Consider the following 24,385-nt stretch of genomic DNA (forward strand, 5'->3'; position numbering starts at 1 on the left):
GGTCACCCAGCCTTCACGCCGTTGGCGGGCGCGCGCACCGGCATGATGCAGCGGACATGGGCACTGCGGTAGACGCCGGTGCCGCCGGACTCGTCCAGCTCCAGCCGGCCGCCATGCAGCTCCATCACGTTGCGGGCCAGCGAGACGCCGAGGGCTGCCGCGCCCTGCGGGTCGGCGTCCGGCGGGGCGGCGCCGCTGACCGACAAGGTGATGCTGCCGTTCAACCGTTCGCCGGCCAGCCGGATGCGGCGGTCGGCCGGCGGGTTGCGGATGGCGCCGACCACCAGGGTGAACAGCGCCTGCTTCAGCCGCTTGCCGTCGCCCTCGATCTCGCCCAGTGCCTCCGGCGCCACGACCTCCATGCGCAGCCCTTCGCGCCGGGCCCATTCGCGGGTGAGGCTGGCCACCGAGTCGAGCAGGTCGGGCAGGCTGACCGTCTCGCGTTCCAGCGTGGTCACGCCGGCCCCGAGGCTGGTCAGGTCGACGACGTCGTCGATCAGCTCCAGAAGCCGCTCCCCCGCCGTCAGCATGCTGCGCACATATTCCATCTGCCGGGCGTTGAGCTCGCCGAAATACTGGTTCGCCAGCACCTCGGCGAAGCCGATGATGCCGTTCAGCGGCGTGCGCAGATGGTGGGAGACGTTGGCGATGAACTCGCTCTTCAGCTGGTCGGCGGCCTCCAGCGCCGCGTTGGAGGCGCGCAGCGCCGTCTCCAGCCGGGCGCCGTCGGTCACGTCCAGATAGCTGTTCAGCACCGCCCCGTCGGGCAGCGGCAGGGTGGAGAACTCCACCACCGACCCGTCGCTGCGCTCCACCCGACCGGAGCGGACGCTGCGTTCCAGCGTGGCGCCGATCAGCTCCTCCTTCAGGGCTTCCCAGCCTGAGGCGGCGGCCTCCCCCTGCTTGTCCGGCGGCGCGATCTCCAGCAGCGGACGCATGCGTTCGAAGACGTCGGCGATGTGCGGTTCGCCATGCAGGTCGCCGTCCGCCAAATCCCAGATGCGGGCGAAGGCCGGATTGGACAGCTTCAGACGGCCGTCGCCCCCGAACACGGCGATGCCCTCCGCCAGATTGTCCAGCGTCTCCTGCTGCACGGCCATCAGCGTGTTGTAGGAGGATTCCAGCGCCAGCGTGTTGGTCACGTCCTCCAGGATGGTGATCAGCCCGCCCTGCGGATGCGGCGCGGCCAGATGGCGCAGCGTGGTGCCGTCGGGCAGGTGCAGCATCTCCTCCACCGGCTCCACCAGATGGGTGTAGCGGGTCAGGCGTTCGCGCTTGAAGGTCTGGTAGTCGGCATATTCGGGCAGGCGGCGGCGGGCGCGCAGCTCCTCCAGCAGTTCGGCGTTGGTGGGCTCGGTGCGCAGCCACGCCTCGTCCAGGTCCCACAGCCGGGCATAGGCCTGGTTGAAGAAGGTCAGGCGGGTGTCGGAGCCGAAGATCGCGATGGCGGTGCCCAGCCGTTCCAGCACCTCGGCATGCGCCGTCAGGTGGCGGTCCAGTTCGCCGCGCAGTTCCTCCAGCGGGGTCAGGTCCAGGGCATAGCCGACCACCAGCGTGCCGCCGCCGTCGGTCAGCGGCAGCGGCGCCTCCGTCACCTCCAGCAGGCGGCGTTCGGTGCCGATCACCACGGGTGCGCGGTCGGACTGGGCGAAGCCGCCGCTGCGCGCCCGTTCGGCCAGAGCCGGACCGGTGGCGGTCAGTTCCCGCCCCTCCGTCACCACGCTGTCCGGATCGCTGTCCACGGCGCGGGCATAGGCGCGGTTGCACCACGACAGCCGTAACGAGCGGTCGCGCATCCACACCGGGATCGGCAGGGCGTCGGCCATCGCCTGCAGCTCCGCAAGGCGGGAGCGGGCGACCCCGGTTTCCGTCTCGTGACGGCGGGTGGCGTCCTGCGCGGCGTCGCGGGCTAAGGTGACGTCCTCGATCCACACCACGTCGCAGCAGCTGTCGCCGGCACAGCCGCGCCGGCCGGTCAGCACCAGCCGCCGGCCATCCGGTGCCAGCCCTTCGCACCGGAAAGGCTCGCCGTCGCGGCGCAGGCGGGCAAGGGCGGCGGCGAAGTCGGGCGACGACACCGCGTCCGGCACGGCGTCGGCCTTGGAGATGCCCAGCAGGACCGCTGCCTCTTCCGACAGGGCGCCTCCACCCGATTCGGTCCAGGCGCACCAGGGGAAGGGAGAGGCGGCGAGCATGGCCCGCCAGCGGTCGCGGTCTGCGGCTGCATGTTCGGCCTCGCGCCGGGTTTCCTTGTTCCAAAAGAAGCCAGCGAAACCGACCACGCTTTCCACCCCCGGATCGCCGGGGCTTGGCGACGGCCCGGCTGAATCAGTCGAAATGAATCAAGATATCCAGAGTAGTTCAGCCATACCCCACCGACAAGCAACTCGCGTCCACCGTGCGCCTTTTCGGGTTGGCGCTCCCGTCCAGGTAGATTTCGCCCCAACACGTCCGGTCACGCCATGCTCTCTTCCGGCTGGGGCACCGTCTCTTTCGTGTGACGGAGCTTGCGAATCGCTTTTTCGACATCCGGGAAGGCCGCGGCCATCGCATGGGCATGGCGTTCCACCTCCCCCAGCTGCGCGTTCACGATCGCGCGCTCCAAAGCGGTGCAGGCGGCGGCCAGCACCCGCGCGCCCGCGGTGCGTGCCGCCCCGGCGGCGGAATGGGCGGCCGCCCGCGCCTCTTCCATCTCCCCGGCGTCGAGCGCCTGCCGCACCCGGTCCAGGGTGGGCCGCGTCGTTTCGATGAAGAAGTCCATCATGTCCAGCGTGCCGCCATCAATGCCTTCCTCCCGTCCTCCGCCGAAGGTCTCGCGCAGGTGGTCGAGGTCGAGCACCGGCAGGGCCGAGTCGTCGGGCGGGCGGGCGGGTTGCGGTCCAGGCGGAACCTTCACCTCCGGCGGGCGGGGAGGAACGTCGAGCCGCCGGGCCAGAACCTGCGACAGCTGGACCAGCGTCACCGGCTTGGCGAGGTAATCGTCCATGCCGGCGGCCAGACAGCGCTCCATCTCGCCGGACAGCGCATTGGCGGTCATGGCGACGATGGCGGTGCGCCGGCCGGTCCCGCCCTCCTCCGCCCGAATGCGGCGGGCAAGCTCGTAACCGTCCATCACCGGCATGTGGCAGTCGGTGATGACCAGCCGGTGGCGGCCGGCGCGCCATGCCGCCAGTGCCTGCTCCCCATCCGCCGCCAGATCCACCGAGCAGCCCAGGCGGCGCAGCTGGCGCAGAACAACCTGCTGGTTGGTCGGATGGTCTTCCGCCACCAGGACCGGGCCGTGGGCCGGCGGACTGTCCCGCTCTCCCTCTCCCGCTCCGGCGCGGGCGGGGACAAGGAGCGGCGGACCGGATCGCTCCGCTTCGGTATACACGGCACTGGCCCGGTCCGCGTCGGGTGCGGCACGGCCGGTCAGGAGGGCGGCGGCGCGGATCAGGGCGGCGCGGTGGACCGGCTGGGCCAGCCCGCCCGGTCCGCCGTGGGGCGAAGCGACCGCGGGACCGTTCCCCCGTCCGTCGCCCAGCAGCAGCCGCGGCAGTCCGGGTCCGCAGGCGCCGGCCAGCGGTTCCAGCCGTCCGGCCATCGCCCCGCTTGTGACCAGCAGCCCCACCCCCCCGCGCCCCAGGCGGGAGGCCGCATCGGCCACCGTGGCGGCGGCGGTCACCGTCGCCCCGCCCTGCTCCAGGTAGCGGGCCAGCACGTCGCGCTGCACGTCATCCTCGTCGGCGACCAGCACGGCCAGTCCGGCCAGCGGCGCCGGGGCGGGCAAGACGGGATCCTCCCCCTGCGGCAGGTCCACCGTGAACCAGAAGGTCGACCCTCGGCCGGGCACCGACTCGACGCCGATCCGTCCGCCCATCCGTTCGATCAGCCGGGTGCAGATCGCCAGCCCGAGCCCGGTGCCGCCGAAGCGCCGGGTGGTGGAGCTGTCGGCCTGGCTGAAGGGTTGGAACAGCCGGGCCTGCCCCTCCGGCCCGATGCCGATGCCGGTGTCCTCCACTGCCACATGCAGGCGCACGTGATTTTGGCGTGTGGACCCGGCGGCATGGACGCGCAGCACCACCCGGCCGCGGTCGGTGAACTTGATGGCGTTGCCGGCCAGGTTGAACAGGATCTGGCGCAGCCGACCGGAATCGCCGCGCAGCCGTGCCGGCACCGACCGGTCGATGTCGCAGATCAGCGCCAGCCCCTTCTGGTGGGCCTGGGGCGCCAGCAGGTCCGCCACCCCCTCCACCAGTTCGGCCGGGCGCAGGTCGAGCTCCTCCAGGTCCAGCTTTCCGGCCTCGATCTTCGACAAATCCAGGATGTCGTCGATGATCCGCAGCAGTGCGGCGCCGCTCTCCCGCATGGTGGAGACCAGCGTTCGCTGCTCCTCGTCCAGCGGGGTCAGCGCCATCAGCTCCAGCATGCCGAGCACGCCGTTCATGGGCGTGCGGATCTCGTGGCTCATGGTCGCCAGGAATTCCGCCTTCGAGCGGGCGGCGATCTCCGCCTGTTCCTTGGCGGCGCGCAGCGCTTCTTCCGCCTGCTTGCGCGCGGTGATGTCGTAGCTCCAGGCCAGCACCGCCGGCTCACCTTCGAAGCTGGTGCGCTGGAGCGTCTGCAGGGCCCAGACCCGGCTGCCGTCCGGCCGGTCGACCGCGACCTCCGCGTCGCGCACCACCACGCCGCCGGCCTCCGCCTCCACCTCCTGCCCCGGGCCCTGCCCCGCTCCGCCCCGGCTGATGCTGGCGCCTGGCAGGGCCAGCGCGTGGCGGCTGCCGATGAACGCGTCCAGCGGCCGGCCGGCAAGTTCGGCGGCGCGGGCGTTGGCGAAGGCGACGGTGCCGTCGGTGCGGCCGATGGAGACGCCGACCGGGCTCTGTTCCAGGATGGTGCGCAGCCGCCGCTCGCCGTCGGCCAGCGCGCTTTCGCGGGCGCGGATGGTGGTGACGAAATAGGCCAGCGCGCGGGCCATCTCGCCGATCTCGTCCCGGCTGCCGGACGGGGTGGCCGGGGGCAGGTCAAGGTCTGGCATCGCCGCCGGCTCGGCCGTCTCCACCGCCTGCATGGCGCTGCGCAGCCGGCGCAGCCGCGCCACCACGTTGCGGTGGATGTAGGCGAAAATCGCGGCGGCGCCCAGGATCGACAGCAGCGCCATGGCGACCACCGCCCGCTCGCCGTCGCGGATCACCCGCTCGAATTCGGACGAGCGGCGGGCGACGTCCTGCTCCACCGCCAGGAAATAGTCGGACACGATGCCGACCAGTTGGTCCGACACCGCCTGATTGCGGGCCGCGGACCGCTTGACCGCCCGCTGCAACGACAGCTCCGCCGCGCGCAGGGTGAACAGGGGGGATCGCCCGAAGGCCGCCTCCTCCACCTCGCGCTGCAGCGGCTGCAGCCGGGCGGCGCGGTCCGACGGCAGCAGGGCCAGCGCCGCGGCGGCATTGTCCAGCGCCATGCGGGTCTCTGCCTGGAACCCGTCCAGCTGGCTGTCGCGGTCGGCGCGCAGGGCGGCCAGCAGCGTGGTGGCTGCCGCGGTCAGGTCCCGGCGCCAGCGTTCCAGCGCGTCGCGGCTGCGCTCCGCCGCCTCGGCATCCGGAAGGCCGGAGCGCGTCTCCATCGGCCAGGGCGCCTCCTCCTCCCGCGACTCGGCGGCGCCGAGCCGGCCGGTCAGGGCGGCCAGTTCCTGGGCGCGGGCGTTGGTCTCTGCGGTCAGGGCCAGTTGCTGCCGGACCTGGGCGTTCAGGGTCAGCAGCGTGCCGACCAGTTCGTTCTTGCGGCGGTCGAGTTCGCCCAGATCGGCTTGAGCGCCATTCGCTTGGCCGCCATTTCCCTGTCCGCCGCTCCCTTGGCCGCCGCTCCCTTGGCCGCCATGAGCGATCAGCCGGGCCATCAGCTGTTCCAGCCGGACGATCTGGTCGCCCATCCGCGCCATCACCGCCTCGCGCGCGGTCTGGTCCTGGGCGGCGACCAGGGCGGGGGCGATCGCGGCCACGGCGCCGCTCTGCTGCACCAGCTGTGCGGCGGCGACCAACCCCGGCACCTTGGCCGTGGCGATCTGCTCGTATCCCTGGTGGAAGCGGGAAAACAGCGAGACGGCGACGACGCTGGTCGCCGCGGCCAGCCCGCCGATGACCGTCAATCCCGCCAGGATGCGGAACGCCACGCTCCGCCGGGGACTCCGCATGACCACCCCCTTGCCCGCCGCCAGTGCCGGAGGGGGTGCTTCGCCCGCTGCGTCATACCCCTTCCGGCGCGGCGATCATGCCACAGAAACGAAGGCGGGGGATGGAGTTCTCAGGCGACGCCGGTGGACCCGAAGCCGCCGGCGCCGCGCGCGGTCTCGTCCAACGACTCGACAGCCACCAGTGCCGCCTGGGGGGCCGGGGCGATCACCGCCTGGGCGATGCGGTCGCCGCGGGCGATGGTGAAGGGCTCTTCCCCCAGATTGATCAGACAGACGCCGACCGGCCCGCGATAGTCGCAGTCGACGGTGCCCGGCGTGTTCAGCACCGTCACGCCGTTCTTCACCGCCAGACCGGAGCGCGGCCGGATCTGCATCTCCCACCCCGCCGGCAGCCCGACGGCGAAGCCGGTCTGCACCAGCATCCGCTTGCCAGGATCCAGCACGGCGGGCTCATCCGCCGGCACCGCGGCGCGCAGGTCGAACCCCGCCGCGCCTTCGGTGGCGTAGGACGGCAGCGGCAGGTCGTCATTGCCGGGCAGGCGGAGGAAGGCGACGGTGGGAGACATGGGGGATCCTGTGATTGGTGAGGGTCGGGGAGGGGCGCCGGGTAGACGCTACTTCCCGGCGAAATGCTCCGCCACCGCCTCGGCCAGCCGGTCGGCGACGGCGTCCTTGGGCATGGTCGGCCAGGATTCGGTGCCGTCGGCGCGGATCAGGTGGACGGTGTTGTCGCTGCCGCCGAAGGTTCCGGTGCCGGGGGAGACATCGTTGGCGACGATCCAGTCGCAGCCCTTGCGAGCGCGCTTGGCGGTGGCGTAGGCCAGCACGTCGCCGGTCTCCGCCGCGAAGCCGACCACCAGCGTCGGGCGGCGCTCGCCGGGCCGGGACAGGGTGGCGAGGATGTCGGGGTTCTCGGTCAGGGCCAACGTCGGCGGGCCGCCGCCGTCCTTCTTCAGCTTGCGGTCGGACGCGCCGTCGACACGCCAGTCGGCGACCGCGGCGGCACAGACCGCGATGTCGGCGGGCAGCGCCGCCTCGCAGGCCGCCAGCATCTCGCGCGCCGTCTCGATATGGACCACGCTGCAGCCGGCCGGGTCGGGCAGGCGGGTCGGGCCGCTGACCAGCGTCACCGCGGCCCCCAGCTTCGCCAGCGCGGCGGCGATGGCGTGCCCCTGCTTGCCCGACGAGCGGTTGGCGATGTAGCGCACCGGGTCGATCGGCTCATGCGTCGGGCCGCTGGTGACGACGGCGTGGCGTCCGGTCAATGGGAGGCCGGCCAGGGGGCGGTGAGCGTCCTCCGCGAAGAGCGCGGCGATGGCGTCGATGATCTCCATCGGCTCGGCCATGCGGCCGGGGCCGTATTCGTTGCAGGCCATCACGCCCTCGTTCGGGCCGACGCGCCGGACGCCGCGGCTTTCCAGCAGCGCCATGTTGGCTTGGGTCGCGGCATGCTGCCACATCCGCACATTCATGGCGGGGGCGACCAGCACCGGCTTGTCGGTGGCCAGCAGGACGGTGGCGGCCAGATCGTCGGCCATGCCGGCGGCCATGCGTGCCAGTAGGTTGGCGGTGGCCGGCGCCACCACCAGCAGGTCGGCCTCGCGCGACAGGCGGATGTGGCCCATCTCCGATTCGTCGGTCAGCGACCACAGGTCCCGGTAGACGGTGTCCTCGGTCAGCGCCTGTACCGACAACGGCGTGACGAAGCGGGCGCCGGCCTCGGTCAGCACCGCGCGCACCGTCACACCCCGTTCGCGCAGGCGGCGGATCAGGTCCAGGCTCTTGTAGGCGGCAATGCCGCCGGCGATGACCAGCAGCACGCGCTTGCCGGCCAGAATGGCGTGATCGGCCATGGCGAACCCCCTCTTCCGACACCTTGATGCCCGCTGCTGATAGTTCATCGCGCTTCCCCCGGCAAGCGGCGGCACCGCGACATATCCGGTCCGGCAGTGATATCGATGCGTTCACGCCCCGCGCATGCGCGTGGGGGTGGGATTTTCAGAAATATCTGTTAGACAATAGGGGCAGCCCCGCCCCTACCTCTGCGTGTCGCCCACAGCATGCCGCCCGGTTCCATCCCCGTCCTGCTGATCGAAGACACGCCGTCGCTGGCCCGTGTCTATGCGGAATACCTGAAGAAGGAATCCCACACCGTCATATCGGTGGAAACGGGGGCCGACGCGCTGGCGCAGCTGAACGACGGCGCGCCCAAGGTGGTGCTGCTGGACCTGCAGCTGCCGGACATGAACGGGATGGAGGTGCTGAAACGCATCGACACCCAGGCCCTGCCCTGCGCGGTCATCGTCATTACCGCCCACGGCTCGGTGAAGGCGGCGGTGGAGGCGATGCGCTACGGCGCCTATGATTTCCTGGTGAAGCCCTTCTCCGCCGACCGGCTGGTGGTGACGGTCCGCAATGCCATGGAGCGGCTGCGGCTGGCCCAGCTGGTCGACACCTTCGAGAAGGACCTGAACCGCGCCCGCTATCACGGCTTCATCGGTTCGTCGCTGGCGATGCAGGCAGTCTACCGCATCGTCGACAGCGCCGCCTCTTCGCGCGCGACCGTCTTCATCACCGGCGAGTCGGGCACCGGCAAGGAGGTCTGCGCCGAGGCGATCCACCGCCAGAGCCAGCGGGCGGCCAGGCCCTTCATTGCCATCAACTGTGGCGCCATCCCGAAGGATCTCATGGAAAGCGAGATCTTCGGCCATGTGAAGGGCAGCTTCACCGGGGCGGTGTCCGACCGCGAGGGCGCGGCGGCACGCGCCGATGGCGGCACTCTGTTCCTGGACGAGATCTGCGAACTGGCGCCCGACCTGCAGACCAAGCTGCTGCGCTTCATCCAGACCGGCACCTTCACCCCCGTCGGCGGGTCGAAGCTGGAGAAGGTCGATCTGCGCATCGTCTGCGCCACCAACCGCGACCCCCTGCGCGAGGTGGAGGAGGGACGGTTCCGCGAGGATCTGTACTACCGCCTGCATGTGATCCCCATCCACCTGCCGCCGCTGCGCGAGCGCGAGGACGACGTGCTGGAGATCGCCCGCCATTATCTGGCGGAATTCGCGAAGGAGGAGAAGAAGGGCTTCACCAGCTTCTCCCCCGAAGCGCAACAGGCGCTGCGCCACTACCACTGGCCGGGCAATGTCCGGCAACTGCAGAATGTCGTGCGCATCGTCGCCGTCCTGCATGATGGCGACACGGTGACGCCGGAGATGCTGCCGCCGCCGCTGGGCGCGCCGCAGCCGCTGGTTCCCGCCGCAGTACCCGCCCTGGCGGCGGCCGGTGCCGCCCCGGCGCCGCGCCCGCATGTTCCCCCTTCCCCCGACTCCATCAAGCCCCTGTGGGAGGTGGAGAAGGACGCCATCGAGGATGCCATCGCCGCCTGCGAGGGCAACATCCCGCGCGCCGCCGCCCTGTTGCAGATCAGTGCGTCCACGATCTACCGCAAACGTCTGGCTTGGCAGGCCGAAGGGAAGCTCTAACCCATTATTTCGGCAATGATTTCCTGGCGAAGTGCGGAATCTGCCAAGAAATGGACTAATACCCTTCGACAAAGTTCCGTCGCCTTGGTCGTAATTCCACTCGGGATTTCGTCATCCTTTGTCCTATGCCGTGAGACGGAATTGCCCGCAACCACAGCATGCGGCTAGCCTCCCCGCACAATGTCTTGGTTCCGCTTGCCCGGCAGACCTCATGGCGCGGCCGATGCCGGCGATTCCGGACCAATCCGTTTTGCTGAAGACTTGTCTCGCAGTGACCAGGGGGAGGCTCATGACCAACGGCACCGTAAAATGGTTCAACACCACCAAAGGGTACGGCTTCATCGCGCCGGAGGCCGGTTCGAAGGACGTGTTCGTGCACATCACCGCGGTCCAGCGCTCCGGGCTGCATGCCCTGTCGGAAGGCCAGCGCGTTCAGTTCGAGGTGGAGCGCGGCAACAACGGCAAGGATTCCGCGGTGAACATCAGCGTCGTCGAGTGACGGGTCCCCGCTGAGTCAGACCGGATACCCGGCGGCGCGGTAGGCCGCGATGGCGTCCCCGGCCAGCCGGGGAATTTCGCCGCGCAGCCCCTCCACCGTGTCCGCCGCCCCGTCTCCCTCCCCGTCCCCTTGGCCTTCCGCCCTTTCCGCCCCTTCCGCCCCAAGCGAGGCCCGGCAGGCCATCTCCAACGCACGGGCGGCGCTGCACAGGGCACGGGCGCCGAAGGTCCCGGCGGTGCTTTTCAGCGTGTGCGCCTCGCGCGTCAGCACGGCGCGGTCGGTCTCCGCCGCGATGCGCGCCACCCGTTCCCGCGTTTCCTCCACGAACTGCCGCAGCACGTCGGCCAGCAGCTCCGCCTCCAAATCCTGGGCCAGCTGGGCCAGCACCTCGCGGTCCAGCGCCTCGCCCGCCGCTTCCGGAGCTGCCGCTGCGCAGGGGCCGAAACCGGCCGATGCGTCGGCGGACGGCTCGGAGCGCTGGGACGCGCGCAGCCATTTCTCCACGGTCTCCAGCAGCAGCGCCCGGTCCACCGGCTTGGCGACATGGTCGTTCATGCCGGCGTCCTGGCAGCGGACGCGGTCGGCCTCCTCAGTGTCGGCGGTCATGGCGACCACCGGCACCCGGCCGGCCGGCCCCGGCAGGTCGCGCAGCAGCCGCGTGGCGGTCAGCCCGTCCATCTCCGGCATCGACAAATCCATCAGGATCAGGTCATAGCCGCCGGCCTGCGCCGCCATCACCGCTTCCAATCCATTGTTCGCGGTGTCGGCGCGGTGGCCGGCCTGGGCAAGGATGGCGGTGACCAGCATCTGGTTCAGCGGACTGTCCTCCACCACCAGAATCCGGCGGGGAACCGGCTGGAGATCCGTGGGGAGAAGCGACGGCGGCGTCCGCTGCGTCATCGGAAGCATGCTCCGCAATAAAGGAGGCGCCAGTGTAAGGGCGCGGCCTTGTCCATGCAAAGCCCCGCTCCATGTTTGCGGACGGGTGGAAATCACCGATTTCCGTGGCCCGGCGCTTCAAATCGGCGCGTCCCACCGGTATGGTGGCGCGCTTGGCCGGCGTCCGGATCCGATGCCGCCCGCAAGACCGAGCCCTATCCCGGCTTTCCTTCGACTTCAGGCAGTGCCGCAGACGATGACCAAACTGAACACCTACCGCTCCGGTCCCGACGAGCGCGGGCATTTCGGAATCTTTGGCGGCCGTTTCGTCGCCGAGACGCTGATGCCCCTGATCCTGGAGGTCGAGAAGGCCTATCGCGAGGCGCGGGCCGATCCCGCCTTCGAAGGCGAGATGCGCCAGCAGCTGAAGCAGTATGTCGGCCGTCCCAACCCGCTCTATTACGCCGAGCGCCTGACCGGGCAGCTGGGTGGCGCCAAGATCTACTTCAAGCGCGAGGAGCTGAACCACACCGGCGCTCACAAGATCAACAACTGCATCGGCCAGATCCTGCTGGCCCGGCGCATGGGCAAGACCCGCATCATCGCCGAGACGGGCGCCGGCCAGCATGGCGTGGCGACCGCGACGGTCTGCGCGCTCTACAACATGCCCTGCGTCATCTACATGGGCGAGACCGACATCGCCCGCCAGCAGCCCAACGTCTTCCGCATGAAGCTGCTGGGGGCGGAGGTCCGCCCGGTCACCTCGGGCAGCGGCACGCTGAAGGACGCGATGAACGAGGCGCTGCGCGACTGGGTCACCAACGTCGCCGACACCTTCTACATCATCGGCACCGCCGCCGGCCCGCATCCCTATCCCGCCATGGTCCGCGACTTCCAGTCGGTGATCGGCGACGAGGTCCGCACCCAGATGCAGGAGCTGGAAGGCCGCCTGCCCGACAGCCTGGTCGCCTGCGTCGGCGGCGGGTCGAACGCCATCGGCCTGTTCCACCCCTTCCTCGACGATTCCACGGTGCAGATGATCGGCGTCGAGGCCGCCGGCCGCGGCATCGAGAAGGGGCCGCTGGACCATGCCGCCTCGATCAACGGTGGGCGTCCGGGCGTGCTGCACGGCAACCGCACCTACCTGCTGCAGGACGAGGACGGCCAGATCCTGGAAGGCCACTCGATCTCCGCCGGCCTCGACTATCCCGGCATCGGGCCGGAGCACAGCTGGCTGCATGACGTCGGCCGGGTCGAATACGCCTATGCCACCGACCAGGAGGCGCTGGACGCCTTCCAGCTCTGCGCCCGCACCGAGGGCATCATTCCGGCGCTGGAATCCGCCCACGGCCTTGCCGAGGTCATCAAGCGCGCACCGAAACTGCCCAAGGACCACCTGATGGTGCTGTGCCTGTCGGGCCGCGGCGACAAGGACATCTTCTCCGTCGCCAAGCATCTGGGAGTGGAACTGTGAGTGCCGACATGAAGAGTGCCGATGTCCTGGCCGAAGGCCGCATCGCCCGCCGTTTTGCCGCCCTGAAGGCGGAGGGACGTGCCGGTCTGGTCACCTTCATCACCGCCGGCGATCCCGATCCCACCGTGTCGCAGGCGGTTCTGAACGGCCTGCCGGCCGCCGGTGCCGACCTGATCGAACTCGGCATGCCCTTCACCGACCCGATGGCCGACGGCCCGGCGATCCAGGCCTCCTCGCTGCGCGCGCTGAAGGCCGGGATGACGGTGCGCAAGACGCTGGAGATGGTGCGCGGCTTCCGCAAGCAGGATGCCGACACGCCGATCATCCTGATGGGCTATTTCAATCCGATCCACGCCTATGGGGTGGAACCCTTCCTGGCCGACGCGCGCGCGGCCGGGGTGGACGGCCTGATCGTCGTCGACCTGCCGCCGGAAGAGGACGAGGAGCTGTGCATCCCGGCGCTGCAGGCCGGCGTCAGCTTCGTACGCCTGACGACGCCGACCACCGACGAGGCGCGCATGCCCATGGTGATGCGCAACACCTCGGGCTTCGTCTATTACGTGTCGATCGCCGGCATCACCGGCACCGCCAGCGCGTCGAACACCGCCATCGACGCGGCGGTCGCCCGGCTGAAGCGCCACACCGACCTGCCGGTCGCCGTCGGCTTCGGCATCAAGACGCCGGATCAGGCCGCCGAGGTCGCCCGCGTCGCCGATGCCGCCGTGGTCGGCTCCGCCATCGTCACCCGTCTGGCCGACAGCCTGGCCGCCGGAGTCGACGGGGCGGCCGCGGTCGAGGACGTGCTTGGCTTCGTCGGCGAACTGGCCAAGGGCGTGCGCGCCGCGCGAGGCTGAGGGACGGACGGTTTACAACGACGGCAAACCGCTTTACGACACCTGCAACACGATCGCTCATGGCGACGAACGGCTGAAGAGCCCGGTGCGGCACGGACCCGATGTCCGGCCGCCGCCGAGCTTCGGCGTACCGCCATGTCGTTGAAAGGCGTTCCATGAACTGGCTTACCAACTACGTCCGCCCCAAGATCCGCGCGCTCTACGCCCGCAAGGAAGTGCCCGACAACCTCTGGCACAAGTGCCCGAGCTGCGAGTCGATGCTGTTCCACCGCGAGTTGGAAGAGAACCTGCACGTCTGCCAGCATTGCGGCTTCCACATGCGGCTGGACCCCATCAAGCGTCTGGAGTCGATGTTCGACGACGGCGCCTATGAGGGTGTCGAGCTGCCGAAGTCGGTCGCCGACCCGCTGAAGTTCCGCGACCAGAAGCGCTATACCGACCGCCTGAAGGAAGCCCAGACCAAGACTGGCCGCACCGACGCCATCGTGGTGGGCGAGGGCCGCATCGGCGGCCATGCCGCCGTGGTCGCCGCCTTCGACTTCGGCTTCATGGGCGGGTCGATGGGCATCGCCGTCGGCGAAGGGCTGCTGACCGCTGCCCGTCTGGCGGTGGCGAAGAACGCGCCGCTGATCGTGGTTCCGGCGTCGGGCGGCGCCCGCATGCAGGAAGGCATCCTGTCGCTGATGCAGATGCCGCGCACCACCATCGCGGTGGAGATGGTCAAGGAAGCCGGCCTGCCCTACATCGTGGTGCTGACCGACCCGACCACCGGCGGCGTCACCGCCAGCTTCGCCATGCTGGGCGACATCCACATCGCCGAGAAGGGCGCGCAGATCGGCTTCGCCGGCGCCCGCGTGATCGAGAGCACGATCCGCGAGACCCTGCCGGAAGGCTTCCAGCGCTCCGAATATCTGCTGGAACACGGCATGGTCGACATGGTCGTCCACCGCCGCGACCTGCGGCCGACGCTGGTCCGCACCATCGGCCTGCTGATGACGCCACGCATCGACGCGGTGGTGGAGGACATCGACCTGACCGCCGCCGAGGCGGCCGACGGCGAGCCGGCCCAGATGCCCCAGACGGCGACGCAGGCCACTGCGGCCCATCCGGTCGCGACGCAGCAGGCGTCTTCCCAGCCGGCGGCTCCGGTCCAGGCCGGCGACGACTGACCGGCACCCCTCAGCTCATCCGACCAGAGACGATCATGACCGACGCCTCCCTTCCGCTGGCCAATCCGCCCGCCCGGCCGGCCGCGACCCGTTCCGACCCGGTGTTGGACCGGTTGAAGGGGCTTCACCCCAAGGTCATCGACCTGTCGCTGGACCGGGTGCATCGGCTGCTGGCGGCGTTGGGCCATCCGGAGCGGAAGCTGCCACCGGTGGTCCATGTCGCCGGCACCAACGGCAAGGGATCGACAGTCGCCTTCCTGCGCGCGATTCTGGAGGCGGCCGGCTACCGCGTCCATGTCTACACCTCTCCGCACCTCGTGCGCTTCCATGAGCGCATCCGGCTTGCCGGGCGGCTGATCGACGACGAACATCTGGCCGCCCTGCTGGAGGAGTGCGAGACCGCCAATGCCGGCAACCCGATCACCTTCTTCGAGGTGACGACGGTCGCCGCCTTCCTTGCCTTCTCCCGCGTGCCGGCCGACGTGGTCCTGCTGGAGACCGGGCTGGGCGGGCGGCTGGACGCCACCAATGTGGTGGCGAAGCCGGCGGTGACGGCGATCACCCGCATCTCCTACGACCACCGCCAGTTCCTGGGCGACTCGCTGCTGGAGATCGGCAGCGAGAAGGCCGGCATCTTCAAGCCGGGCGTCCCGGTCGTGCTGGCCCCACAGCCGGAGGCCGACGCGCTCAGGGCGCTGAAGCTGCGCGCCAACGCCATCGCCGCCCCCATCCAGAGCTGGTCTGTGCAGGAGCGGCCGGACGGCTTCCGTTTCGAGAGCGCCAAGCGGCAGCTCGACCTGCCGATGCCGGGCCTGGCCGGCGTCCACCAGATCACCAATGCCGGCGTCGCCATCGCCTGCCTGGACCACCTGCCGCTGGCCGTCGACGACGAGGCGGTGCGCAAGGGTCTCGCCACCGTCGAATGGCCGGCCCGGCTGCAGCGCCTGACCCGCGGCCCGCTGGCCGAAAGCCTGCCGCCGGGCTGGGAGCTGTGGCTGGACGGCGGCCACAACGACTCGGCGGGTGAGGTGCTGGCCCGGCAGGCGGTCGACTGGTCGCGCGGTCAGCCCGGCAACGGTCGATCGGAGGACTCTCCTGCCCTGCCGTTGTTCGTGATCTACGGCATGCTGTCCAGCAAGGACCCGTTCGAGTTCCTGGGCCCGCTGGCTCCTTTCACCCATTCCCTGCGCGCAGTGGCGATCCCCGGCGAGGAAGCCAGCTTCACCGCGGAGGAATCCTGCGAGACGGCCAAACTCTGCGGCATCCGCGACCATGCGGCCGCCGACTGCGTGGAGTCCGCCCTGGCAGATCTCGTGGCCAATCGTCCGGGACCGGCGCGCGTCCTGATCTGCGGCTCCCTCTATCTTGCCGGCACGGTGCTGGCGGAGAACGGCTGAGATCCGTCATTGTCGGGAGGCGGGTTTTTCCAGCCACCGGACGGGGGGAAGCTCCCATGGTTCGAACGGGTTCGACGACCGCGATTCTGGCTGCCGTGCTCTTCGGCGTCAGCACGCCGATGGCGAAGCTGCTGGTCCATGACCTGTCGCCCTGGATGCTGGCGGGCCTGCTGTATCTCGGCTCCGGAACCGGCCTGGGGCTGGTCCGGCTGGTCCGTGGGCTGGTGGTCTCGGCGGAGCGGGGCGAACGGAGCATCCGCGGCACCGAGTGGTTCTGGCTGCTGGGCGCCGTCCTGGCCGGGGGGATCGCCGCACCGGTGCTGCTGATGTCCGGCCTGGCGGCCACGCCGGCATCAAGCGCTTCGCTTCTGCTCAATCTGGAAGGAGTGTTCACCGCTCTCCTGGCGTGGTTCGTCTTCCATGAAGGCTTCGACCGGCGGCTCGTCGCCGGCATGGTCGCCATCGTCGCGGGGGCGGTTGTGCTGTCCTGGGGTGGGCCGGTGGAAATCGCCGGTGGTTGGGGGGCGGCCGCGGTCGCCGCCGCCTGCCTGATGTGGGCGGTGGACAACAACCTGACCCGCAAGGTCTCGCTGGCCGACCCCATGGACATCGCCACGATCAAGGGGCTGGTCGCCGGTGGCGTCAATGTCGGGATCGCCCTTGCCCTCGGCGACGGCATGCCCGCCGCGCCGACGATGATCGCGGCCATGCTGGTCGGGCTGCTGGGCTACGGCGTCAGCCTTGTCTTGTTCGTGTTCGCTCTGCGGTACATCGGCACCGCCAGGACCGGTGCCTATTTCTCCACCGCCCCTTTCGTCGGAGGCATCGCCTCGCTGGCGATGTTCGGCGAGCCGCTGACGGCGGGGCTGGTCATTGCGGCGATCCTGATGGGAATCGGTGTCTGGCTGCACCTGACCGAGGACCACGACCATGAGCATGTCCATGAGGAGATCGAGCACGACCACCCGCATGTCCATGACGAGCATCACCAGCATGGTCACGACGGCCCGGTGACCGAGCCGCACAGCCACCGGCATCGTCACGCGCGTCTGAGGCACCGGCACCCCCATTACCCCGATGCGCACCACGTCCACACGCACTGAGGCATGGGCCGGACCACCGGTGGGGAAGCTTATGGGAAGCGCGGAGGCATCGGCTTGCCGTAGGGAACACTGTCGGGGCGGACGCAATCTGCAAAAACAAAAAAGCGGGCAAGATGCCGTTCCCGGCAACGCCCGCTGACGATCAATCAATACTGTCCCCCTTCCAGCGAAGGGGAAAATGGTGGAGCCGAGGAGGATCGAACTCCCGACCTACGCATTGCGAACGCGTCGCTCTCCCAGCTGAGCTACGGCCCCACACTCACACCGTGGCGTCTTCGTTGCCCCGGCGTGGCGCGGATATTGTCCATGACGGGGGGTGCTGTCAAGCGCTTGATTCAGAAAAAATGAAGCGCCGGCGCAAGGGCCTGGCCCGACCCCTGCGTCGGCGGCGTACCGGTCTATGCGCCGCAGGCCACCCGGCCTATCGGCGGGCCGCCGTACTGGACAGGTCTCTCCGCTTATGCTTAGGGTGCCCGGAAAAGGCTGGCGCTCGCTTCGCACTGCGTTGCGTGCGGCCATCCCAAAGAACTGCTATGGAGCTGGGCCGGCATGATCGCGCTGTATATGCTCATCAACACCATTCTGGACCTGTTCTTCTGGGTCCTCATCCTGTCGGCGATCCTCAGCTGGCTGGTGGCCTTCAACGTGGTGAACACGCGCAACCGCGCGGTCTATGTGATCGGCGACTTCCTGTATCGCATCACCGAACCGGTGCTGCGCCCGATCCGCCGCGTCCTGCCCAACATGGGCGGGCTGGATCTGTCGCCGATCGTGGTTCTGCTGGCGATCTCCTTCATCCAGAACCTGATGGCCCAGTACTGGCCGCGCTTCTGACCGTGGCGGCGTCCTCTCCGTTCGAGGCGGTGGCCGACGGCCTGCGGGTGGCACTCCGGGTGACGCCCAAGGCGTCGCGCAACGCGGTGACCGGCACTGCCGAGACCGCCGGAGGCGGGAAGGTTCTCAAGCTGGCGGTCACGGCGGTGCCGGAAAACGGCAAAGCCAACGAGGCTGTCATAAAACTGTTGTCGAAGGCATGGAAACTGCCCAAGACCAGCCTGACGGTGGTGGCCGGCGCCACCGACCGGAACAAGATACTGCATGTGGCCGGCGACCCGGCGGCTCTGCTGCCGCGGCTGTCGGCCCTGATCGACGATGTGGGCACCGAGGGTGGAGAGTAGCATGGCGGACGCGAAGATCATCGACGGCAAGGCCTTTGCGGCCGGCCTGCGCGCGCGGGTGGCGGACGGTGTGGCGGCGCTGAAGGCCAGCCATGGCGTCACCCCCGGTCTGGCCGTCGTGCTGGTGGGCGAGGATCCGGCCAGCCAGGTCTATGTCCGCTCCAAGGAACGGGCCCTGGTCGAGTTGGGCATGAACAGCTTCGACCATCACGAACCGGCCGACATGGTCGAATCCGACCTGCTGGCTCTGATCGACCGCCTGAACGCCGATCCGGCCGTGCATGGCATCCTGGTCCAGCTGCCGCTGCCCAAGCACATCGACAGCCAGAAGGTGCTGGCCCGCATCGTGCCGGAAAAGGACGCCGACGGTTTCCATGTGGTCAATGCCGGCCTGCTCGCCACCGGCCAGCCGGGCGCCATCGTGCCCTGCACCCCGCTGGGCAGCCTGCTGCTGATCCGCGACACGCTGGGCCGCGACCTGAAGGGTAAGCGCGCCCTTGTGCTGGGCCGCTCCAATATCGTCGGCAAGCCGATGGCGCAGCTCCTGTTGCAGGCCGACTGCACGGTGACCATGGCCCATTCCCGCACGGCGGATCTGCCGGAGGAATGCCGTCGCGCCGATATCCTGGTGGCGGCGGTCGGCCGGCCGGAGATGGTGCGCGGCGACTGGATCAAGCCCGGCGCCACCGTGATCGACGTCGGCATCAACCGCGTCGCGGCGGCGGAGCCCGGCAAGACCAAGCTGGTCGGCGACGTCGCCTTCGACGAGGCGGTGAAGGTCGCCGGTGCCATCACGCCGGTGCCCGGCGGTGTCGGCCCGATGACCATCGCCTGCCTGATGCTGAACACGCTGGCCGCCGCCTGCCGCGCCGCCGGCGCGCCGGTGCCGGAAGAGGCGGCCCTTTGATCACCGTCCATGCCCGTGCCGAAGACGGGCGGGTGGTGCGCCAGCCGCTCGAACTCGGCGAGGATCTGCCGGTCGGCGCGGTCTGGATCGACCTTCTGCGCCCGACGGAAGCGGAGCGTGCCCATGTCGGCGCGCTGACCGGCTTCGATCTCCCGACGCGCGAGGAGATGAAGGAGATCGAGGCCTCCAGCCAGCTCTATGTGGAAGGGGAGGGGATCTACATGACCTCTCCCATCATCTCGCGCGCGACCTCGCCCCATCCCGAGCAGGGCGAACTGACCTTCGTCCTGACCCCGCGCCACCTGATCACGCTGCGCTACACCGAACCGTTGCCGGTCATCACCTTCGCCGCCCGCTGCGTCCGCCAGCCGGAGTTGCTGGCGACGGGGGAGAGCGCGCTGTTCGGCCTGCTCGACGCCGTGATCGACCGGGTGGCCGACGTGCTGGAACTGGTCGGCGGCCGCATCGACGAACTGTCGGCCCGCATCTTCGACGATTCGCTGGATGGCGGCGGCTTCGGCAAGGCGGCCAAGAAGCCGGACGAGTTGCAGGACGTGCTGCGCGGCATCGGCCGGGCCGGCGACCTGACCCACAAGGTGCGCGACAGCTTGGCCGGGCTCGATCGGCTGGTGGTGTTCATGACCTCGGTCAGCGGCGGCCGGCTGAACAAGGAACAGAAGACCGCGCTGAAGACGATGACGCGCGACTTGCGGTCGCTGACCGAGCATGCCGGCTTCCTGGCGCACGAAGCGAATTTCCTGCTCGACGCCACGCTGGGCCTGATCAACATCGAGCAGAACGCCATCATCAAGATCTTCTCGGTCGTCTCGGTGGCGCTGATGCCGCCGACCCTGATCGCGTCCGCCTACGGCATGAATTTCAAGCATATGCCGGAACTGGAGTGGAGTTTCGGCTATCCCCTGGCCATCCTGCTGATGGTGCTGTCGGCGGTGGTTCCGCTCTGGTACTTCCGCCGGCGCGGCTGGCTGTAAGTCAAGGATAGGCTGGCCGCGCTCTTCACCGAACTCGACGCCGGTGGGGTGCGCCCGCGACGGCGCGTCGCAGTTGCTGAGATTTCCGATTTTGAGAGTGGAAGCTCTTCCGCAATACCTATGCGTGCGCCAGAGTGGCGGCGCGGACGGGATGGCGGACTGGCCGCCATCCCCGCCGCTTACGAGGAGTGAAGAGGATGATGCAAATCCTCAAGCTCCTGATCCTCGTGCTGGAGATCGTCAAGCGGCTGCTTGACCTCTACCGGTAAGGATCGGGCCGGCGGGCAGGGGAGAGGCGCCCCTGCCCGCCAAGCCTGATATTGCCTCATCCACGCTCGTAGTCAATCGCCGGTATAGGACGACTCACGCCGCCAGCCCGCCACCCAGTTCGATGCGGACCTCGACCACGCCGGGCTCGTCCAGGTTCTCCTTGCGGACGAAACCGAGCGCGCGGCACATGTTCAGCATGTTGGTGTTCTCGCGCAGAACCTCGCCATAGACTTCCCGGATGCCGCGCGAGCGGGCGTAATCGAGGATCTTGTTCATCAGGATATAGCCCAGCCCCTGGCCCTTCATGTCCGACCGCACCATCACCGCATATTCGGCGCGGCGGTTGTCGGGGTCAGCGGTGATGCGAACCACGCCGTACATGATGGTGTCGCCGGTCTGCGGATCGGGACCGACGGCGATCAGCCCCATCTCGCGGTCGTAGTCGATCTGGGTCAGCCGCGCCGCCGCTTGGTGCGACAGCCGCTTCAGCGGCGCGAAGAAGCGCAGGCGCAGGTCCTCGGCCGTCTGATTCTCCACCAGATGGTGCACCAGCGGCTCGTCCTCCGGCAGGATCGGGCGGACGAAGAACTGGCGGCCGTCCTTGATGGTGATGCGATCCTCCAGCGCCTTCGGATAGGGGCGGATCGCCAGCCGCGCCGCGCCGGCCAAGGCCGGCACGCCGACCTTGATGCGGGCATCCAGCGCCATCACGCCGTTGGCGTCTGCCAGCAGCGGGTTGATGTCCATCTCGGCGATCTCGGGGAAATCCACGACCAGCTGGCTGACCTTGTTCAGCGTCAGCGCCACCGCATCCAGATCGACCGCCGCGCGGGAGCGGAAGCCCTGCAACTGCCGGTGGATGCGGGTGCGGCTCATCTGCTCGGCGGCCAGCTTCATGTTCAGCGGCGGCAGGGCCAGCGCGTAATCCTCCACCACCTCCACGCCGATGCCGCCCTCGCCGAACAGCAGGACCGGGCCGAACATCTCGTTCTCGGTCATGCCGACGATCAGTTCGTAGGCGTCGGGGCTGACGGCCATCTCCTGCACGGTAAAGCCCTCGATCTTCGCCTCGGGCGCCAGTTCGGCGACGCGGGCCAGCATGGCTTCGGCCTCCGCCTTCACGTCCTCCGGGCTGGTCAGGCCGAGAGCCACGCCGCCGACGTCGGACTTGTGGGTGATGTCGTGCGACAGGATCTTCAGCGCGATCGGGCCGCCGATGACGCGGGCGGCGTTCGCCGCCTCCTCCGGCGTCTCGGCGACGCGGGTGTCGACCACCGGAATGCCGTAGGCGGCAAGCACGCGCTTTGCCTCATATTCGCTCAGCCACTCGCGCTTCTCGGCCATGGCGCGGGAGACCACCTTCTTCACGGTGATCTCGTCGGGCTGGAAATCCTCCGCCACGGACGGCGGGGTCTCCATCAGAAGCTGTTGGCTGCGGCGATAGCGCACCAGATGCATGAAGGCGCGCACCGCGTCGGACGGGCCGTTGTAGGTCGGGATGCGGGCGTCGGCGAACAGCTTGCGCGCCTCCACCGCCGACTGGTCGCCGATCCAGCTGGTCAGCACCGGATGGCGGCGGGCCTTGTTGGCCTGCACCGTCTCCGCCACCGCCTGGGCGATGGCCTCGCTGTCGGTCAGGGCGGACGGGCAGTGCAGGACCAGCACCGCGTCGTTGCTGGTGTCCTGCATCAGCGCGTTCAGCGCCTCGGCATAGCGCTTGGGCGTGGCGTCGGCCCCGATGCGCAACGGATTGCGGAAGGGGGCGCCACCCGGCTGCGGACCCAGAGCCTTGGTCAGCGCCTCCTGCGTTTCCGGCGCCATCGCGGCGAGCTGGCCGCCGGCCTGGATCAGCTTGTCGGTGGCCATGACGCCCATGCCGCCGCCATTGGTCAGGATCGCCAGCCGGTCGCCGGTGATCGGCACCCCGGTGCCCAGCGTGCCGGCGGCGTCGAACAGTTCGGCCAGATCGTTCACCCGCAACACGCCGGCGCGGCGGAACACCGCGTCATAGACCGCGTCCGACACCGCCAAGGCGCCGGTGTGCGAGGCCGCGGCCTCCTGCGCCTCGTCGGAGCGGCCGGCCTTGATGACGATCACCGGCTTCTGGCGCGAGGCGGAGCGGGCGGCCGACATGAATTTGCGGGCCTGCGTGATGCTCTCGATATAGAGCAGGATGGCGCGTACCGTGACGTCGGAGGCCAGATAGTCCAGCAGATCGCCGAAATCGACGTCACCGCGGTCGCCCAGCGACACCAGATGCGAGAAGCCGATGCCGCGCGAGGTCGCCCAGTCGGCGACGGAGGTCAGCACCATCGAGCTCTGCGCCACCAGCGCCACGTCGCCCTTGCGGGGCGCCACCGGCGCGAAGCTGGCGTTCATGCCGCGGCCCGGCACCATGGCGCCCAGGCTGTTTGGGCCCAGCACCCGCATCAGATAGGGCTTCGCCGCGTCCAGCATCGCCTGGGTCTGGTCGGCGGACATGCCGTTGGTCATGACGATGGCGGCCTTGGTCCCGCGCTTGCCCAGCGCGTCGATGGTCGCCGCCACCGTGTCGGGGGCCGTGCAGATGACGCCCAGGTCCGGCGTGATCGGCAGGCTATCCACAGTCTTGTAGGTCAGCACCCCTTCCACCGCACGCTCGGTCGCGTTGACCGGCATCACCGGCCCGTCGAATCCGGCCTGGAACAGATTGCGGGCCACCACGGCCCCCACCGTGCCCGGCTTGCGGCTGGCGCCGATCAGGGCGATGGAGGCGGGCTTGAACAGCTTGTCGAGGTTGCGAACGGTCATGACCGGATCCGGTGCTGGGATAGGGCGCCGGCCCCAGTCTGCCACGGGTCGCCGACGGTTTTGATGACGAACAGCGCCGGCCCGGACTTTCATCCCCGCCATTTGCTGCGCCGCAACATTACGGGCTGGTATGACCATTGGGCAAGGGGCGTTTCGTCGCGCCTATGCAAAACCGCCCAACTGACAGGATGCGCACTTGCGGCGGGAGGCCGGGCGTCGCCAAGCTATCGGCCCACCGGACGCCAACTTGCGCAAAGGAGCCTGTTCATGAAGGTCGGAATCGTCGGGGCGGGGTTCGTCGGCAGCACCGCGGCCTTCGCCATGGTGACCACCGGCGCCGCGAGCGAGGTCGTGCTGGTCGACATGAACGAGGCGCTGGCCCAAGCCCAGGCGCAGGACATCGCCCATGCCGTGCCCTTCACCCATGCGGTCACCGTTCGCGCCGGCTCCTATGCCGCGCTGGAGGGGGCGGGCGTGGTCGTGCTGTCGGCCGGCGTCGCCCAGAAGCCGGGGGAAACCCGGCTGGAGCTGCTGGAGCGCAATGCCAAGGTGTTCGGCGCCATCATTCCGGAGGTGCTGAAGGCCGCCCCCGACGCCGTCCTGCTGGTTGCCAGCAACCCGGTGGACGTGATGACGCAGATCGCGACGCGGATCAGCGGTCTGCCGCGCAACCGGGTCATCGGGTCGGGTACCGTTCTCGACACCGCGCGCTTCCGCGCCCTGCTGGCCGAGCAGTTGGCAGTCACCCCGCGGTCCGTCCATGCCCATGTCGTCGGCGAGCATGGCGACTCGGAGGTTCTGCTGTGGTCGAGCGCCACCGTCGCCGGCTTGCCTGTCGAGCAGGCGGCCGACCAGCTCCGCCGCAACCTGACGGCGGAGGACCGCGCCGCCATCGACGAGGGGGTGCGCCGTGCCGCCTACCGCATCATCAACGGCAAGGGCCACACCGCCTTCGGCATCGCCGGCGGGCTGGCCCGGCTGGTGTCGGCCATCGGCGCCGACGAACGGATGGTGGCGACCTGCGCCATGCTGACCGACGATGTCTGCGGGGTGCCGCAGGTGGTGCTGTCGCTGCCGCGCGTCATCGGCGCCGGCGGCGTGCTCGACACCGTCCTGCCCAACCTGTCGGCGGAGGAGGCGGCGGCCCTGCGCCGCAGCGCCGAAATCCTGAAGGAAGCCGCCGACGGGGTGGAGCGCCGCATGGGCTGGACCAGTTGAC

The 24,385-nt window shown here is 69.4% G+C and carries 18 protein-coding genes and 1 tRNA gene; 12 read left to right on the forward strand and 7 right to left on the reverse strand.

Annotated features, from left to right (window positions below; genetic code table 11):
• Positions 1-2: 2 nt before the first annotated feature.
• From FZ983_RS12220 to coaBC, 4 genes are all read right to left on the reverse strand, one after another.
• Positions 3-2,282 (reverse strand): PAS domain-containing sensor histidine kinase, encoded by a 2,280-nt coding sequence (locus FZ983_RS12220; protein WP_247883724.1) that lies wholly within the window; start codon positions 2,280-2,282, stop codon positions 3-5.
• A 173-nt stretch (positions 2,283-2,455) separates the two neighbouring features.
• Complete coding sequence (locus tag FZ983_RS12225; RefSeq protein ID WP_247883725.1) at positions 2,456-6,151, reverse strand: ATP-binding protein; 3,696 nt, start codon at positions 6,149-6,151, stop codon at positions 2,456-2,458.
• 131 nt (positions 6,152-6,282) lie between these two features.
• On the reverse strand, positions 6,283-6,738 hold the full coding sequence (gene dut, locus FZ983_RS12230) for a dUTP diphosphatase (protein WP_149223820.1): 456 nt from the start codon (positions 6,736-6,738) through the stop codon (positions 6,283-6,285).
• 48 nt (positions 6,739-6,786) lie between these two features.
• On the reverse strand, positions 6,787-8,025 hold the full coding sequence (gene coaBC, locus FZ983_RS12235) for a bifunctional phosphopantothenoylcysteine decarboxylase/phosphopantothenate--cysteine ligase CoaBC (RefSeq protein ID WP_149223821.1): 1,239 nt from the start codon (positions 8,023-8,025) through the stop codon (positions 6,787-6,789).
• A 207-nt stretch (positions 8,026-8,232) separates the two neighbouring features.
• Between coaBC and FZ983_RS12240 the strand changes: the two genes are divergently transcribed.
• Positions 8,233-9,654 (forward strand): sigma-54 dependent transcriptional regulator, encoded by a 1,422-nt coding sequence (locus FZ983_RS12240; RefSeq protein ID WP_149223822.1) that lies wholly within the window; start codon positions 8,233-8,235, stop codon positions 9,652-9,654.
• 289 nt (positions 9,655-9,943) lie between these two features.
• Positions 9,944-10,153: a cold-shock protein gene (locus tag FZ983_RS12245; protein WP_109152670.1), complete on the forward strand. Its 210-nt coding sequence runs from the start codon at positions 9,944-9,946 to the stop codon at positions 10,151-10,153.
• A 15-nt stretch (positions 10,154-10,168) separates the two neighbouring features.
• Here FZ983_RS12245 and FZ983_RS12250 read toward each other — a convergent pair whose 3' ends face one another.
• A complete protein-coding gene (locus FZ983_RS12250; protein WP_149223823.1) occupies positions 10,169-11,053 on the reverse strand; it encodes a response regulator in 885 nt (294 codons plus the stop codon).
• Positions 11,054-11,288: 235 nt separating this feature from the next.
• Here FZ983_RS12250 and trpB point away from each other — a divergent pair, with 235 nt between their 5' ends.
• The 5 genes from trpB (at position 11,289) to FZ983_RS12275 (ending at position 17,029) form a co-directional block, all read left to right on the forward strand.
• Positions 11,289-12,506 carry a tryptophan synthase subunit beta gene (gene trpB, locus FZ983_RS12255; protein ID WP_149223824.1) on the forward strand — a complete coding sequence of 406 codons (1,218 nt, stop codon included), beginning with the start codon at positions 11,289-11,291 and terminating at the stop codon, positions 12,504-12,506.
• An 8-nt stretch (positions 12,507-12,514) separates the two neighbouring features.
• Positions 12,515-13,360 (forward strand): tryptophan synthase subunit alpha, encoded by an 846-nt coding sequence (trpA, locus tag FZ983_RS12260; RefSeq protein ID WP_149223825.1) that lies wholly within the window; start codon positions 12,515-12,517, stop codon positions 13,358-13,360.
• Positions 13,361-13,515: 155 nt separating this feature from the next.
• Positions 13,516-14,529, forward strand: coding sequence for an acetyl-CoA carboxylase, carboxyltransferase subunit beta (gene accD / locus FZ983_RS12265; protein WP_149223826.1), 1,014 nt, complete (start codon positions 13,516-13,518; stop codon positions 14,527-14,529).
• Positions 14,530-14,564: 35 nt separating this feature from the next.
• The gene (locus FZ983_RS12270; protein ID WP_149223827.1) at positions 14,565-15,926 is read left to right on the forward strand and encodes a folylpolyglutamate synthase/dihydrofolate synthase family protein; all 1,362 of its coding nucleotides are present in this window, start codon (positions 14,565-14,567) and stop codon (positions 15,924-15,926) included.
• A 56-nt stretch (positions 15,927-15,982) separates the two neighbouring features.
• Positions 15,983-17,029 carry a DMT family transporter gene (locus FZ983_RS12275; RefSeq protein WP_149223828.1) on the forward strand — a complete coding sequence of 349 codons (1,047 nt, stop codon included), beginning with the start codon at positions 15,983-15,985 and terminating at the stop codon, positions 17,027-17,029.
• Between the two features lie 179 nt (positions 17,030-17,208).
• Here the strand turns inward: FZ983_RS12275 and FZ983_RS12280 are convergent.
• A tRNA-Ala gene (locus FZ983_RS12280) sits at positions 17,209-17,284 on the reverse strand.
• 294 nt (positions 17,285-17,578) lie between these two features.
• Between FZ983_RS12280 and FZ983_RS12285 the strand changes: the two genes are divergently transcribed.
• The 4 genes from FZ983_RS12285 to FZ983_RS12300 are packed head-to-tail and all read left to right on the forward strand — an operon-like array spanning position 17,579 to position 20,106.
• Positions 17,579-17,863, forward strand: coding sequence for a YggT family protein (locus FZ983_RS12285; RefSeq protein WP_149223829.1), 285 nt, complete (start codon positions 17,579-17,581; stop codon positions 17,861-17,863).
• A 2-nt stretch (positions 17,864-17,865) separates the two neighbouring features.
• Positions 17,866-18,207 carry a DUF167 family protein gene (locus tag FZ983_RS12290; protein WP_188092305.1) on the forward strand — a complete coding sequence of 114 codons (342 nt, stop codon included), beginning with the start codon at positions 17,866-17,868 and terminating at the stop codon, positions 18,205-18,207.
• Between the two features lies 1 nt (position 18,208).
• On the forward strand, positions 18,209-19,114 hold the full coding sequence (folD, locus tag FZ983_RS12295) for a bifunctional methylenetetrahydrofolate dehydrogenase/methenyltetrahydrofolate cyclohydrolase FolD (RefSeq protein WP_149223830.1): 906 nt from the start codon (positions 18,209-18,211) through the stop codon (positions 19,112-19,114).
• A complete protein-coding gene (locus FZ983_RS12300; RefSeq protein WP_149223831.1) occupies positions 19,111-20,106 on the forward strand; it encodes a magnesium transporter CorA family protein in 996 nt (331 codons plus the stop codon). Before folD ends, FZ983_RS12300 begins: the two co-directional genes overlap by 4 nt.
• A gap of 363 nt (positions 20,107-20,469) precedes the next feature.
• Here the strand turns inward: FZ983_RS12300 and FZ983_RS12305 are convergent, their stop codons facing one another.
• Entirely contained in the window at positions 20,470-23,166 is a 2,697-nt protein-coding gene (locus FZ983_RS12305; protein WP_149223832.1) for a bifunctional acetate--CoA ligase family protein/GNAT family N-acetyltransferase, read from the reverse strand.
• 267 nt (positions 23,167-23,433) lie between these two features.
• On the opposite strand from FZ983_RS12305, the gene FZ983_RS12310 reads away from it, so the two are divergent.
• On the forward strand, positions 23,434-24,384 hold the full coding sequence (locus tag FZ983_RS12310) for an L-lactate dehydrogenase (protein ID WP_149223833.1): 951 nt from the start codon (positions 23,434-23,436) through the stop codon (positions 24,382-24,384).
• Position 24,385 lies beyond the last annotated feature (1 nt).

It is taken from the genome of Azospirillum sp. B21 (genome assembly GCF_008364825.1).
In the GTDB taxonomy this organism is placed as follows: Bacteria; Pseudomonadota; Alphaproteobacteria; order Azospirillales; family Azospirillaceae; genus Azospirillum.